We start from the raw sequence: 12,452 nt of genomic DNA, 5'->3' as shown, positions 1-12,452 counted from the left end.
GAAAATGTTTTCTATCGGGACTTCGGTGACAGTTCTGTATCAGGACATCGGTGACACTTCCACGATTAAAGTGGTAACACTTCACCCGGATCTTTAACCCCGGCAAAACCACACAGCCCGCCCCACGGCACAAGGCCAAAGGGGCGGGCTGGTGGACTGGTATTCGTGAAAAATGATCCAGTCGACCCGACAATACGCCTTGCCATCGCCCGATGGCCAGAGGACGCACCCAGAGGCGCTGTCACCGCGTTCTGCACCGAACACGACATCAGCCGCAAAACCTTCTACCACATCCTGAAACGGGCCCGCACCGAAGGGCAAGCCGCCGCGTTGGAACCGCGCTCCCGCCGGCCGAAATCCTCACCGAATACCACTAGTGAAACACTCAAGGATCAGGCCGTGGCCATGCGTAAGACCTTGGAGGATTCCGGGTGGGATCACGGGCCGATCAGCGTGCACGACAAGATGCTCAAGCTCGGCATGCAAGCCCCGTCGGTCGCCGTGTTGGCTAGGATCTTCCGCGAGCGCGGTCTGATCACCCCGGCCCCGCAGAAACGCCCCCGGTCCTCGTTTCGGTCGTTCCGCTATCCGATGCCCAACGCCTGCTGGCAGTTGGACGCCACCGAGTATGTGTTGGAAGGCGGACGCAAATGCGTGATCTTCCAGCTTATTGACGACCACTCCCCCCTGGCCGTGGCGTCCTTGGTCGCCAAGACGGAGAACGGCGCGGACGCGGTGAAGGTCTTCCGGGCGGGCGTCGCCGCCCGCGGTATGCCGCAGCGGTTGCTCAGCGACAACGGGGATGCGCTGAATCCGATTCGTCGGGGCATGACCAGTGAGCTGGTCGCCTACGCCAACAGTCTGGGCGTTGCCACGATCACCGGTAAACCGTTCAAGCCCACGACGCAGGGGAAGAACGAGCGGTTCCATTCGACCTTGTTCACGTGGCTGAAGAAGCAGCCATTCGCCAAGAATCTGGCCGAGCTGCAAGCGCAGATCGATGTCTTTGACCAGGCGTACAACACCCAACGCGGGCATCAGTCCTTGGAGGACCGGTGCACGCCGCAGGAGGCGTGGGATGCCACTGCGGTGGCCGAGCCGTTGGCGCCGGGTGAGTGGGTGAAGCTGAGCACCACACCTGCCCCCACCAGTGCAGCAGCTGCCTTCGCCGCCCTGCCGGAGGGCGCGGGCCCGGACGCGGGCAAGGACGCGGCGGCGAGCCCGGAACCAGTGAAGCTCAGCGCCACGCTACGGGCCGAGCGCATGGAACCTGCCGGTAGCCAGCTGATGAGGGTGAACAAGAACCGGTGCTTGCGGGTGGCCGGCGTCCAGCTCTATCTGGGCAAGCTGCTGCGCTCAACGAAGGTGGAGGTCCTCTGGAAGCAGGCGGAGTTGATGGTGGTCTCGATGGATGGCGAGCTGATCGCGAAATACGGTTTCCCCTTCCCCGAGGGGGTGACGTATTTGAGCCTGCAGCACGCGAAGGCGAAGTTCCAGAACATGCCTGACGTGGAGTGACTGTTACCGATGTCTCGATACATCAAGTGTTACCGATGTGGTGATACAGAACTGTTACCCATGTGTCGAGACATCACAGGATTAAATAGAAAAGCGCCACCCGCTTGGGGTGGCGCTTTCCTACGTGCCTAGGGGAAGGCCAAAGATCTATCGACTGGACGTTAAGCCTGATCCTTGTTTCCGAGGTTGCCCAGGAAGTTCTTAGCTCCATCCTGGACGCCATCGACCTTGTCGGCATACTTGCCGCCGGTTTTGCTGTCGATGAAGTCCCCGGCCTTGTCGATGCCGTCTGAAATCTTGTCAGAGTTCTGGCTCGCGAATTCTCCGGCTTTGTGTGCCAGTCCTTCGACCTTGCCCTTTAGCTCGTTAAAACCTGCCAATGGACACCTCCCTTCAACACGGAGGGCCTCTTGCCCTCAACTCTTGGGTCCATCATAGGATGCAACATCCATGTTGGGTAGCGCGCACAATGAACATGTATGTTTCCGAGTTGCGAAGGAGCGGCGAAAGTCACGGCTGAGTAGTAAACTAATAGCAGTTTTCGCTGATAAAGAAACTTGGGACCCACACCGAAGTGTGGGTCCCGAGTTATTTGGAGCGGTCAACGAGGTTCGAACTCGCGACCTCAACCTTGGCAAGGTTGCGCTCTACCAGCTGAGCTATGACCGCAGGATTTGTATGAAGTTATGGAGCGGTCAACGAGGTTCGAACTCGCGACCTCAACCTTGGCAAGGTTGCGCTCTACCAGCTGAGCTATGACCGCATGGATACATACATGTATCCAGTGCGCGATACTGGGATCGAACCAGTGACCTCTTCCGTGTCAGGGAAGCGCGCTACCGCTGCGCCAATCGCGCCGAAGATTCGGTTAAGAATCCCGACAGAATCATCATTTTACCGATGAATTCTTGGAGCGGTCAACGAGGTTCGAACTCGCGACCTCAACCTTGGCAAGGTTGCGCTCTACCAGCTGAGCTATGACCGCATATATTTAGTTATGAAATTCGTAGCCTGGTGGACTACGAGTTCCGTGCGCGATACTGGGATCGAACCAGTGACCTCTTCCGTGTCAGGGAAGCGCGCTACCGCTGCGCCAATCGCGCAAAAAAGATGTGCAATCTTCATTGCGAGGTGGGGACGGGATTCGAACCCGCGTATACGGCTTTGCAGGCCGCTGCCTCGCCTCTCGGCCACCCCACCAAATCCGGCCGAAGCCAGGTGACTATTTTTTACGTAGTCGGTGCATCTTTTTGCGAGCGGACAACGAGGTTCGAACTCGCGACCTCAACCTTGGCAAGGTTGCGCTCTACCAGCTGAGCTATGTCCGCAAAAGGGTTGTTTTCGGAACGTTTTCGTTCTTTCCAACGAGTAAAAACTCTATACGAGTTTTCCCAAGCTTCCAAATCGAAGTGCTGAGATCTGGTTCACAAAGCTCAAAACCCCCGGAAATACGCGGAATAATTCCTAAACGTGCAGCGACTAGGGGTGAAGTGTCCACCTGCGGTGCAATCATCGTGTATATGACGTCACCGAAATTAGCGATTCAGACCGATCTCGGCCGCATGTACAGCCGACGAGTCGGCGGCGAGGCAACGGTTCCATCGATTACGACAATCATTGGTATGGACCATGTCGACCTCACCGGTTGGGCGGGCTATATGGCCGCCAAGTCTTTGTCCGAGGATGCACGGCTTGCCTCGTCGATCTCCGAACCTGGCCGGATGAGATCGCTCGTGCGCGATTCCGCCTCCGCGGCAGAGATATACCGCGATGCGGCAGCCGCCCGGGGAGACCGCGTGCACAATTACGCAGAGCAGTGGGCGCTGGCGGAGCTTGGCCAGCCCCATGAAGTGGACTCAGCGCGCCAGCTGCTGCAGTCGCACGGTGAACAGGACTACGCCGAGCACTTCGAATACTGGTGGCGGGACTACCGGGTAGAGCCTGTGGCGGCGGAGGTGACCGTATGGAACCAAAGCATCGGTTACGCCGGCACCATCGACCTGGTCGCGAGGATCGGAGGAAGGGAGTGCCTGGTTGACTACAAGACCAAGACCAGCGACCGCGATGGCTTCGTGAAACGGCCCGATGACAAGGTGATCATGCAGCTCGCCGCAGCCTGCAAGGCAGAGGAGCAGGTTGCCGACGCGGAGTCCGGTCAATGGGAGCCCTGGCCCTACGGTTCGGACACCATGCTGCTCGCGGTGGCGCTCGGCCCCACCGGGAGTCGGACCTTTATGGCTCCTCCCGAGGCCATGCCCAACTATTGGGCCAAGTTCTATGCACTGCGGCGCAACTGGGAAGCCGCCTTCAAGATCGCCCGGTCCCGGGCCACGCTGGTGGAAATCACTCCACCACCTCAGCAGTAGCCGGTGCCGACCGCGTAGACTGGATGGGCTTGGGTTCCCGCGGTAGAACTGCGGCCGGACCGGGCGATCCGCTGAAATCAACAGAAGGTAGTCGGAAGCACTATGGCAATTTTGGGAATTCGGATCATCGGTGATCCAGTCCTTCGCACCCCAGCGCAGGAGGTGACCGAGTTCGGCCCGGAAATCCAAAAGCTGGTCGAGGACATGGACCAGACCATGGAAAACGTCGACGGTGCCGGCCTGGCCGCGCCGCAGGTGGGTGTATCGCTGCGCGTGTTCACCTACCAGATCGGCGAAGAGCGTGGGCACATCATCAACCCCGTGCTCGAGCTGAGCGAGGACTACCAGGATGACCAGGTTGAGGGCTGCCTGTCCATCCCCGGCATCGCCGCCCCCGTTCCGCGCCGCCGCCATGTACGTGCCACCGGCTTCGACAAGCACGGCAACCCGCTGGTGCTCGAGGGCGAAGGCATGCTCTCGCGCTGCGTGCAGCACGAAACTGACCACTTGGACGGGATCCTCTTCCTGGACCGGCTGCCGGCGGAGGAGAAAAAGGCGGCGTGGCGCAAGCTTCGCGCCACCGATTACTCGCAGACCGCCAGCCGGACCGTCGCCAAGCGCTCCGGGTCGCTGGGCTCCAGCTTCGGCGCGGGATTGGGGAAGTAGTCCATGCGCATACTTTTCGCCGGAACCCCGCAGGTCGCGGTCGCCTCGCTGAATCATCTGCATGCGGCCGGATTCGATATCGCCGCCGTGCTCACCCGTCCCGATGCGCCGCTGGGCCGCAAACGCGTGCTCACCCCTTCGCCGGTCGCCGCCCGCGCCGAGGAACTGGGCCTGCCGCTCATCAAGGCCTCCAAGATCACCGAAGACGTTACCGAGCAGTTGCAGGCGCTGAACCTGGACGCCGCAGCGATCGTTGCCTTCGGCGGGCTGGTTCCGGAAGCGGCACTGTCCGTCCCGCGCCACGGGTGGATCAACCTGCACTTTTCACTGTTGCCGAACTGGCGCGGCGCCGCGCCGGTGCAGCACTCGATTATCCACGGCGACGACATCACCGGCGCGGTGACCTTCCAGCTGGAAACCGGGCTGGACACCGGCCCGGTCTTCGGCCAGGTGACCGAGGTGGTCAACGAGCTGGATACCGCAGGCGTCATGCTCGAACGGCTCAGCGAGTCGGGCTCGATGCTGCTGGTGCAGACCTTGCAGGCGCTGGATGCCGGCCGGGCCGTCGCGGTTCCCCAGGCCGGATCGCACACCTACGCACCGAAGATCACCGACGTGGATGCCCAGCTGGACTTCAGCCGTCCGGCCACCGAAATCCGCCGCAGAGCCCACGGCACCACCCCGTTCCCCGGCGCCTGGAGCGCCGTGGGGGAGCAGCGCTACAAGTTCGGTCCGTTGCGCGAACGCCGCGACGTCACCGACTTGGCCTCCGGCGAACTGCGCATCGTACCGGGCAAACAGCCCACCGTGCTCATCGGCACCGCCACGTGGGCCCTTGAACCAACTCAAATCCAGCCCCCGGGCAAGAAGATGATGAACGCCTCAGACTGGGCCCGCGGCATGCTGGCCCAGGGAACGGAAGTGAGCTTCGCATGAGCGCCAATGAACAGCGCGGGGATTCCCGCGGGGATCGCCGGAGCATGGACCAGGGCGACGGCCAGCGCCGCAGCGAGTCCGGCCGCACCCGCAACCGCGGCCAGGGCGGACGCCCGCGCCAGTACTCGCAGGCCGCCCCCGGCCAGCGCAAGCGCAACGCGGACCCGGCCCGCTTGGTCGCCTTCAAGACCCTGCGCGAGGTTTCAGGCGCCGACGCCTATGCCAACCTGGTGCTGCCCAAGCTGATCCGCGAATACCAGCTGGACCGCCGCGACGCCGGCTTCGCCACCGAACTGGCCTACGGCGCGTTGCGCGGACAGGGGTTGTACGACGCGATCCTGACCACGCTGGTCGACCGGCCGCTGTCCGAGCTGGACCCGGCGGTTCTTGATGCGCTGCGCTTGGGCGCCCACCAGCTGATGGCCATGCGCGTGCCCAAGCACGCTGCGCTGGACGAGACCGTCTCGCTGGCCCGCGCGCAGATCGGCGCGGGCCCGTCGGGGCTGATCAACGCGGTGCTGCGCCGCGTGAGCGAACAGGAGCCCGCGGCGTGGGTCGCCCAGCTGACGGCCGGCGCGGAGAACGACTCCGCGAAGCTGGCCATCGAGCATTCGCACCCGGAGTGGATTGTTCGGGCGCTGCGTGGCGCGCTGATCGCCCACGGCCGCGACCCCGGGGAACTGTCCGCGTTGCTGCAGGCCGACAACGCCGCCCCGGTGGTCAACCTGGTGGCCCTGCCGGGCCTCGGGGGCCTGGCCGGCGCGATGGAGAACGGCGCGGAGCCGGGAACCCTGCTGGAGGGCTCCGCCACCTACAAGCACGGCGACGTGGCCCGGGTCCCCGGGGTGCGTGAAGGCACCGTGCGCGTACAGGACGCCGGAAGCCAGGTCATGGCCCGTGCCCTGGCCAACGTGCAGCTCCCGGCCGATGGCGATGACCGCTACTGGCTGGATCTGTGCGCGGGGCCCGGCGGCAAGGCGGCGCTGCTCGGCGCGCTGGCCGTGCAGCGCGACGCCCGGCTGACCGCCAACGAGCCCACCGCGCACCGCGCCCGGCTGGTGGAGAACTCCATGGACGCGGTGCCCCGCGACTACTGGATGGTCACCGAGCTGGACGGCCGCGCCTATGGCGGGGAAGACTACGCCGGCGACTACGACCGCATCATGGTCGACGCCCCCTGCTCCGGCCTGGGCGCGCTGCGCCGCCGCCCGGAATCGCGGTGGCGCAAGGCCCCCCGCGACATCCCGGAGCTCACCGCCCTGCAGGGCGAACTGCTGGACGCCGCCTTCAACGCCGTGCGCGTGGGCGGGGTCGTCGGCTTCGTCACCTGCTCGCCGCACCAGGCCGAAACCCGCCTGGTGGTGGAGGACTTCCTCAAGCGCACCGGACAGGCCAAGCTGCTGGACACCGGCGCCGAGGTCGCCAAGGTGATGTACGAGGACGCGCCGGCCGCCGGACACCCGCTGGGCGAGGGCTCCACCGCCCAGCTCTGGCCGCACCTGCACGGCACCGACGCGATGTTCATGGCGCTGCTGACCAAGGTCGCCCCGACCGAATAGCACCGCGCCGCGTCACCAACTGCCAGCGTCCGCCCGGACGCTGGCAGTATTGCATCAAGAACCTTTCCGCCCCTGCCAGAACCCAAGGAGCCCCCGTTGAGCACCGCGCGCATCCACCCCTCGATCCTCTCCGCCGACTTCGCCAACCTGCAGCGCGAACTGACGCGCATCCACACCGCAGACGGCGTGCACGTGGACGTCATGGACAACCACTTCGTGCCCAACCTGACCCTGGGAAAGCCCGTGGTCGAGGCGCTGCACAAGGTCAGCGAGCTGCCCATCGACGTGCACCTGATGATCGAGGATGCCGACCGCTGGGCTCCGGAATACGCGCAGCTGGGCGTGGACTCGGTGACCTTCCACGCGGAAGCCGCCGCCGCGCCGATCCGGCTGGCCCGCGAGCTGCGCGCCGCCGGATCCAAGGCCGCCATGGCGCTGCGCCCGGCCACCGGCATCGAGCCCTACCTGGACATGCTCGGCGAGCTGGACATGCTGCTGCTGATGACGGTCGAACCGGGCTTCGGCGGCCAGAAGTTCCTGGACCTGGTGCTGCCCAAGATCCGCCGCGCCCGCGCCGCCATCGACGGCTCGGGCCGGCCCATCGCCCTGCAGGTCGACGGAGGGGTCTCGCGCGACACCATCCTGCGCGCCGCGGAAGCGGGGGCCGACGTGTTCGTCGCCGGCTCCGCGGTGTACGCCTCGCCCGAGCCGTCGGTGGAAATCGACGTATTACGCAATCTTGCCCTCGGCGCGCACTGAAGCGCCACAAAGTATGCAACAATAACGAATGTAAACGTAAATACGTGCTCCGGGGTCGGTGAAAGTCCGAACCGGCGGTGATAGTCCGCGACCCGCATCCAAAGCCACAAGCCGAGGAAGCGGTTGAGCCGGTGGAATTCCGGTACCGACAGTTAAAGTCTGGATGGGAGAAGCACGAATTTGATTTGCCTTGCGGTATTGCCGGCGGCTCCCTGAGCGGAGCCGTATTCTCCGGCCTACGCCGCAGGTCCATCAAATGCACACCCCCGGAGCCGCCGCTTCGAGAAGGGTGGAAAGATGGATTTCCTGCGGTGGCTCATTGAAGCTTTTAATTCACAAATTGCGGTTGGTTCCTCGGCGCTGCTGGTGCGCGAGGTCGTCGGCAACATCTTCGGGCTGGCCAGCGCCGTGGGCGGCATGCGCCGCAAGGTCTGGGCCTGGCCGGTCGGCATCGTCGGCAACCTGCTGCTGCTGACCGTGTTCCTGGGCAGCCTGTTCGACACCGACTACGCCGCGAACCTCTGGGGCCAGGCAGGGCGCCAGATCATGTTCATCGCGGTCTCCGTCTTCGGCTGGTACCGCTGGAAGCAGGCCCGCGACGGCAGCGGCAGCGCAGTCACCCCCGCATGGGCCTCGAACAAGGTCCGCCTGGGCTTGGCCGTCACGCTGGTGCTGGGCACCATCGCGCTGACCCCGCTGTTCCGCATCCTGGGCTCCTACGAGCCGGTGTGGGCCGATGCATGGACCTTCGTCGGCTCCCTGCTGGCGACCTTCGGCATGGCCAAGGGCTGGGTTGAGTTCTGGCTGATCTGGGTCGCGGTCGACGCGGTCGGCGTGCCGCTGCTGTTCTCCGCCGGCTACTACGCCAGCGCATTCATGTACCTGTTCTACGGCGCGTTCACGCTGATCGGCTTCTTCGTCTGGGCCCGGGCCAAGAAGGGCGACAAGCCAGCGGTGGAAACCGAGCTGCCCGACCCGACCCTCCAGGGCAAGCGGTAACCGCGATGGCCACCGAACAGCAGCTGGATGCGGCGCTGGAAACCGCGCTGGAAACCGCCCGCCGGGGCCACCGCGGCGCCAACCCGCTGGTCGGCGCGTGCATCCTCGACGAGCACGGTTCGCTGATCGCCACCGGCTACCACCAGGGCGCCGGCACCCCGCACGCTGAAATCGACGCGCTGCGCCGGCTGGGCAGGATCTCCCGCGAGCGCGCCGCACGGCTGACCATGGTCGTCACCCTTGAACCGTGCAACCACACCGGGCGCACCGGTCCCTGCGCGGCGGCCATCGCCGAGGCCGGCATCGGCGCGGTGCACTACGCGCTGGGCGACGACACCGACGCCAGCGGGGGAGCGCGCTACCTGGCCGCCGCCGGCGTCGCGGTCAGCCGGGCGCGCGAAATCTCCGCGATCCGCGAGCTGAACCACCGCTGGATCCGCGCCAAGGAGCAGGGCCGCCCGTTCATCACCGTGAAGACCGCGCAGTCGCTGGACGGGCGCATCAACGCCCCGGACGGCACCAGCCAGTGGATCACCTCCGCACAGTCCCGGGCGCACGCGCACTCGCTGCGCGCCCGGGTGGACGCGATCGTGGTCGGCACCAACACCGTGGTGCACGACGATCCCCGGCTGAACGCCCGCGCCGCCGACGGCACCGCGCTGCCGCGCCAGCCGCACCGGCTGGTCATGGGCACCCGCGAACTGCCCGGCACCCTGGCCCTGGCCTTCGACGAGCACTGGGAACAGGTGCGCACGCGCGACGTGCGCGAACTGATCGCCCGCGCCGGCGAACTGGGCTACGGGCACCTGCTGGTCGAGGGCGGGGCAACCATCGCCTCGGCCTTCATCGCCGCCGACCTGGCGGACGAGATCTACTGCTACCAGGCGCCGATCATCATCGGCGCCGGGGACTGCTCGGTGAACCTCTCCGGCACCCGCACCCTGGGTGACGCGCGAGCCTACCGGATCGACGCCTACAGCGGCGAAACGCTCGCCCGGCTCGGCCCCGACATCATGCTGCACCTGGAACCGCTGCCGCAGCACTAAACACCCCCGCCTCACCTTCCGCGCACCGGCGGCGGCCTCGCCGTACCCGAAAACCCGCGGATCCGCCAACTTCTGAGAAGGAAACCACCCACCATGTTCACCGGAATCGTCACCGGAACCGGCACCGTCACCGGCATCACCACCGACCCAGGCAAGGGCCTCGCGGTCCTTACCCTGAAGGCCCCGGGCCATACGCAGGACCTGGGCCTGGGCGGCTCGCTGGCCGTGAACGGCGTCTGCCTGACCGCCACCGCGCTGGACGGGGACACGCTCAGCGTCGACGTCATGGGCGAAACGCTGGAGCGCACCACCACCGGCCAGCTGGCCGAAGGCTCCACCGTCAACCTGGAACGCTGCACCCCGGCCGGGGCCCGGCTGGACGGGCACGTCGTGCAGGGCCACGTCGATGCCGTCGGCTCCGTGCTGGCCCGCGAGGACCACGGCCAGTGGACCACCTTCCGCATCTCGGTGCCCGACGCGTACGCCCCGCTGACCGCGGAAAAGGGCTCGATCGCGCTGGATGGCATCTCGCTGACGCTCACCGCCGTTTCCCCGGCCGACGCCCCGGCCGGCGGGCACTGGGTGGAGGTGGGCATCATCCCCATCACCCTGGCCGAAACCACCATGGGATCCCGCCGGGTCGGGGACCGCATCAACATCGAGGTCGACGTCCTGGCCAAGTACGTCGCCCGCCTGAACGCCTTTGGAGGTCGAAACTAATGGCTGCCGCATCCTTTGACTCAATTCCCGCCGCCCTGGCCGCGCTGGCCGCCGGCCGCGCCGTGGTGGTCGTCGACGACGAAGACCGCGAGAACGAGGGCGACATCATCTTTGCCGCCGAGCACGCCACCGCGCAGCTCATGGCCTTTACCGTCCGGTACACCTCCGGGGTGATCTGCGTGCCGCTGGACGCCGCCCGCGCCGACGCGCTGCGCCTGGCCCCGATGGTCGGCATCAACCAGGACTCCAAGGGCACTGCCTTCACCGTCAGCTGCGACGCGGCCAGCGGCATCAGCACCGGCATCTCGGCAGCGGACCGCGCGCTGACCAGCCGGCTGCTGGCCGACCCGGAGACCACCGCGGAGCAGCTGGTCCGCCCCGGGCACATCTTCCCGCTGCGCGCCGCCGCGGGGGGAGTGCTCGAACGCCGCGGCCACACCGAAGCCGCGGTGGACCTGTGCCGCGCCGCCGGACTGTCCCCGGTCGGAGTGATCGGTGAAATCACCCACGACAACGGCGAGATGATGCGGCTTGACGCGCTGCGCGTCTTCGCCGCGGAACACAGCCTGCCGCTGATCACCATCGACGACCTGGCCCGCTGGCGCCGCATCAACGACCGGATCGAGCTGACCGACCCGGTCGCGCTGCCCACGGCCTTCGGCGACTTCACCGCCCGCGCCGCGCTCGTCGAGGGGCACGAGCACCTGGTGCTCAGCCATCCGGGCCCCGAGGGGTCCGACCCCGGCAACCTGGTGCGCATCCACTCCGAATGCCTCACCGGCGACGTGCTGGGTTCCTACCGCTGCGACTGCGGCGAGCAGCTGCACGCCGCCATGGCCCGCATCGCCGCCGAGGGCGGGCACGTGGTCTACATCCGCGGCCACGAGGGCCGCGGCATCGGCCTGGTCAACAAGCTGCGCGCCTACGCGCTGCAGGAGCACGGGCTGGACACGCTGGATGCGAACCTGCACCTGGGCTTCCCGGCCGACGCGCGCGAGTACTTCGCGGTCGCCGCGATCCTGGCCAAGCTGGGCCTGCATTCCATCCGGCTGCTGAGCAACAACCCGGACAAGCGGGACAAGCTCATCGAGGCCGGCATCCAGGTCACCGAGCTGGTGCCTAGCCTGGTGCCGCCGCGCCGCGAGAACGAGGCCTACCTGCGGACCAAACAGGCCCGCTTCGGCCACCAGCTGGGCCTGCCGCAGGACTCTGCGCAGGACGAAGCCCAGGCCCAGGCCTACCACGGCGCCTGAGCGCCGCCACCGACACAAGCAAAGGACACATCACCATGAGCAAACACGGAGCGCCGACCAACGTCGCCGAGGAACTGAAGACGCTGGCCGCCGGCGACGCCTTCTCCCAGCTGAAGGTCGCCATTGTCGCGGCCAGCTGGCACGAGGTCATCATGAACGGGCTGATCGACGGCGCCCAACGCGCCGCCAAGGACGCCGGGCTGGCGGAGGCCACCACGCTGATCCGCGTCCCGGGCACCTTCGAGCTGCCGGTCGCCGCCGCCACACTGGCCCGGGACTACGACGCGGTGATCGCGCTGGGCGTGGTCATCCGCGGCGGCACCCCGCACTTCGACTACGTCTGCCTTGCCGCGACCAACGGCTTAACCAATGTGAGCGTGGACACCAAGACGCCGATCGGTTTCGGCGTGCTGACCTGCGACACCGAGCAGCAGGGGCTGGACCGCGCGGGACTGGAGAACTCCAGCGAAGACAAGGGCTACGAGGCCTACAGCGCGGCGGTCATGACCGTCGCCGCGCTGGCCTGAGCAGGCCTCCAGCGCACCGCCGCGCTGCCGGCGCCGGACCCGGTCCCATGCCGTCACAAAGCATGCCCCGAGTTCGGCCCGGCAGGCGGGAAACGCTAGACTG

General features: G+C 66.3%; 12 protein-coding genes, 7 tRNA genes and 1 riboswitch. Of the genes, 11 read left to right on the top strand and 8 right to left on the bottom strand.

Annotated features, from left to right (window positions below; genetic code table 11):
* The first annotated feature begins 165 nt into the window (after nt 1-165).
* Nucleotides 166-1,518 carry an integrase core domain-containing protein gene (locus tag JQN66_RS10355; protein ID WP_204674782.1) on the top strand — a complete coding sequence of 451 codons (1,353 nt, stop codon included), beginning with the start codon at nt 166-168 and terminating at the stop codon, nt 1,516-1,518.
* A gap of 161 nt (nt 1,519-1,679) precedes the next feature.
* Here JQN66_RS10355 and JQN66_RS10350 read toward each other — a convergent pair whose 3' ends face one another.
* The 8 genes from JQN66_RS10350 to JQN66_RS10315 all read right to left on the bottom strand — a co-directional run bounded on the left by JQN66_RS10350 (nt 1,680) and on the right by JQN66_RS10315 (nt 2,846).
* Nucleotides 1,680-1,898 carry an antitoxin gene (locus JQN66_RS10350; protein WP_188946759.1) on the bottom strand — a complete coding sequence of 73 codons (219 nt, stop codon included), beginning with the start codon at nt 1,896-1,898 and terminating at the stop codon, nt 1,680-1,682.
* Between the two features lie 213 nt (nt 1,899-2,111).
* A tRNA-Gly gene (locus tag JQN66_RS10345) sits at nt 2,112-2,187 on the bottom strand.
* 18 nt (nt 2,188-2,205) lie between these two features.
* Nucleotides 2,206-2,281 (bottom strand) — tRNA-Gly (locus JQN66_RS10340).
* Between the two features lie 22 nt (nt 2,282-2,303).
* Nucleotides 2,304-2,375, bottom strand: a tRNA-Val gene (locus tag JQN66_RS10335).
* Between the two features lie 52 nt (nt 2,376-2,427).
* Nucleotides 2,428-2,503, bottom strand: a tRNA-Gly gene (locus tag JQN66_RS10330).
* A gap of 46 nt (nt 2,504-2,549) precedes the next feature.
* Nucleotides 2,550-2,621 (bottom strand) — tRNA-Val (locus tag JQN66_RS10325).
* A 26-nt stretch (nt 2,622-2,647) separates the two neighbouring features.
* Nucleotides 2,648-2,718 (bottom strand) — tRNA-Cys (locus JQN66_RS10320).
* 55 nt (nt 2,719-2,773) lie between these two features.
* A tRNA-Gly gene (locus tag JQN66_RS10315) sits at nt 2,774-2,846 on the bottom strand.
* A 192-nt stretch (nt 2,847-3,038) separates the two neighbouring features.
* On the opposite strand from JQN66_RS10315, the gene JQN66_RS10310 reads away from it, so the two are divergent.
* The 10 genes from JQN66_RS10310 (at nt 3,039) to ribH (ending at nt 12,349) form a co-directional block, all read left to right on the top strand.
* Nucleotides 3,039-3,884 (top strand): cytochrome, encoded by an 846-nt coding sequence (locus JQN66_RS10310; RefSeq protein ID WP_204674780.1) that lies wholly within the window; start codon nt 3,039-3,041, stop codon nt 3,882-3,884.
* Between the two features lie 102 nt (nt 3,885-3,986).
* The gene (gene def, locus JQN66_RS10305; protein ID WP_204674778.1) at nt 3,987-4,550 is read left to right on the top strand and encodes a peptide deformylase; all 564 of its coding nucleotides are present in this window, start codon (nt 3,987-3,989) and stop codon (nt 4,548-4,550) included.
* A gap of 3 nt (nt 4,551-4,553) precedes the next feature.
* Nucleotides 4,554-5,486, top strand: coding sequence for a methionyl-tRNA formyltransferase (gene fmt / locus JQN66_RS10300; RefSeq protein ID WP_204674776.1), 933 nt, complete (start codon nt 4,554-4,556; stop codon nt 5,484-5,486).
* Complete coding sequence (locus tag JQN66_RS10295) at nt 5,483-7,045, top strand: RsmB/NOP family class I SAM-dependent RNA methyltransferase (RefSeq protein WP_204674774.1); 1,563 nt, start codon at nt 5,483-5,485, stop codon at nt 7,043-7,045. The genes fmt and JQN66_RS10295 overlap by 4 nt, the downstream gene beginning before the upstream one ends.
* 96 nt (nt 7,046-7,141) lie before the next feature.
* A complete protein-coding gene (gene rpe / locus JQN66_RS10290; RefSeq protein WP_204674772.1) occupies nt 7,142-7,804 on the top strand; it encodes a ribulose-phosphate 3-epimerase in 663 nt (220 codons plus the stop codon).
* 41 nt (nt 7,805-7,845) lie between these two features.
* A riboswitch (FMN riboswitch) is annotated at nt 7,846-7,983 on the top strand.
* Between the two features lie 118 nt (nt 7,984-8,101).
* Nucleotides 8,102-8,803 carry a nicotinamide riboside transporter PnuC gene (gene pnuC / locus JQN66_RS10285; RefSeq protein WP_188946764.1) on the top strand — a complete coding sequence of 234 codons (702 nt, stop codon included), beginning with the start codon at nt 8,102-8,104 and terminating at the stop codon, nt 8,801-8,803.
* Nucleotides 8,804-8,808: 5 nt separating this feature from the next.
* Entirely contained in the window at nt 8,809-9,849 is a 1,041-nt protein-coding gene (ribD, locus tag JQN66_RS10280) for a bifunctional diaminohydroxyphosphoribosylaminopyrimidine deaminase/5-amino-6-(5-phosphoribosylamino)uracil reductase RibD (protein WP_204674770.1), read from the top strand.
* A 93-nt stretch (nt 9,850-9,942) separates the two neighbouring features.
* Nucleotides 9,943-10,569: a riboflavin synthase gene (locus JQN66_RS10275; RefSeq protein ID WP_188946766.1), complete on the top strand. Its 627-nt coding sequence runs from the start codon at nt 9,943-9,945 to the stop codon at nt 10,567-10,569.
* On the top strand, nt 10,569-11,822 hold the full coding sequence (gene ribB, locus JQN66_RS10270) for a 3,4-dihydroxy-2-butanone-4-phosphate synthase (protein ID WP_204674768.1): 1,254 nt from the start codon (nt 10,569-10,571) through the stop codon (nt 11,820-11,822). Before JQN66_RS10275 ends, ribB begins: the two co-directional genes overlap by 1 nt.
* Before the next feature lie 35 nt (nt 11,823-11,857).
* The gene (ribH, locus tag JQN66_RS10265; protein ID WP_204674766.1) at nt 11,858-12,349 is read left to right on the top strand and encodes a 6,7-dimethyl-8-ribityllumazine synthase; all 492 of its coding nucleotides are present in this window, start codon (nt 11,858-11,860) and stop codon (nt 12,347-12,349) included.
* Nucleotides 12,350-12,452: the final 103 nt, after the last annotated feature.

Origin of the sequence: Glutamicibacter protophormiae (assembly GCF_016894325.1) — a bacterium.
Lineage (GTDB): Bacteria > Actinomycetota > Actinomycetes > Actinomycetales > Micrococcaceae > Glutamicibacter > Glutamicibacter protophormiae.
The sequence above is the reverse complement of the archived record's forward strand: the minus strand, read 5'-3'. Positions and strand labels throughout refer to the sequence as shown.

Coding starts and splice junctions, on each gene's coding strand:
- JQN66_RS10310 (WP_204674780.1), top strand. CDS start 3,039: ATGACGTCACCGAAATTAGCGATTCAGACCGATCTCGGCCGCATGTAC.
- def (WP_204674778.1), top strand. CDS start 3,987: ATGGCAATTTTGGGAATTCGGATCATCGGTGATCCAGTCCTTCGCACC.
- fmt (WP_204674776.1), top strand. CDS start 4,554: ATGCGCATACTTTTCGCCGGAACCCCGCAGGTCGCGGTCGCCTCGCTG.
- JQN66_RS10295 (WP_204674774.1), top strand. CDS start 5,483: ATGAGCGCCAATGAACAGCGCGGGGATTCCCGCGGGGATCGCCGGAGC.
- pnuC (WP_188946764.1), top strand. CDS start 8,102: ATGGATTTCCTGCGGTGGCTCATTGAAGCTTTTAATTCACAAATTGCG.
- ribD (WP_204674770.1), top strand. CDS start 8,809: ATGGCCACCGAACAGCAGCTGGATGCGGCGCTGGAAACCGCGCTGGAA.
- JQN66_RS10275 (WP_188946766.1), top strand. CDS start 9,943: ATGTTCACCGGAATCGTCACCGGAACCGGCACCGTCACCGGCATCACC.
- ribB (WP_204674768.1), top strand. CDS start 10,569: ATGGCTGCCGCATCCTTTGACTCAATTCCCGCCGCCCTGGCCGCGCTG.
- ribH (WP_204674766.1), top strand. CDS start 11,858: ATGAGCAAACACGGAGCGCCGACCAACGTCGCCGAGGAACTGAAGACG.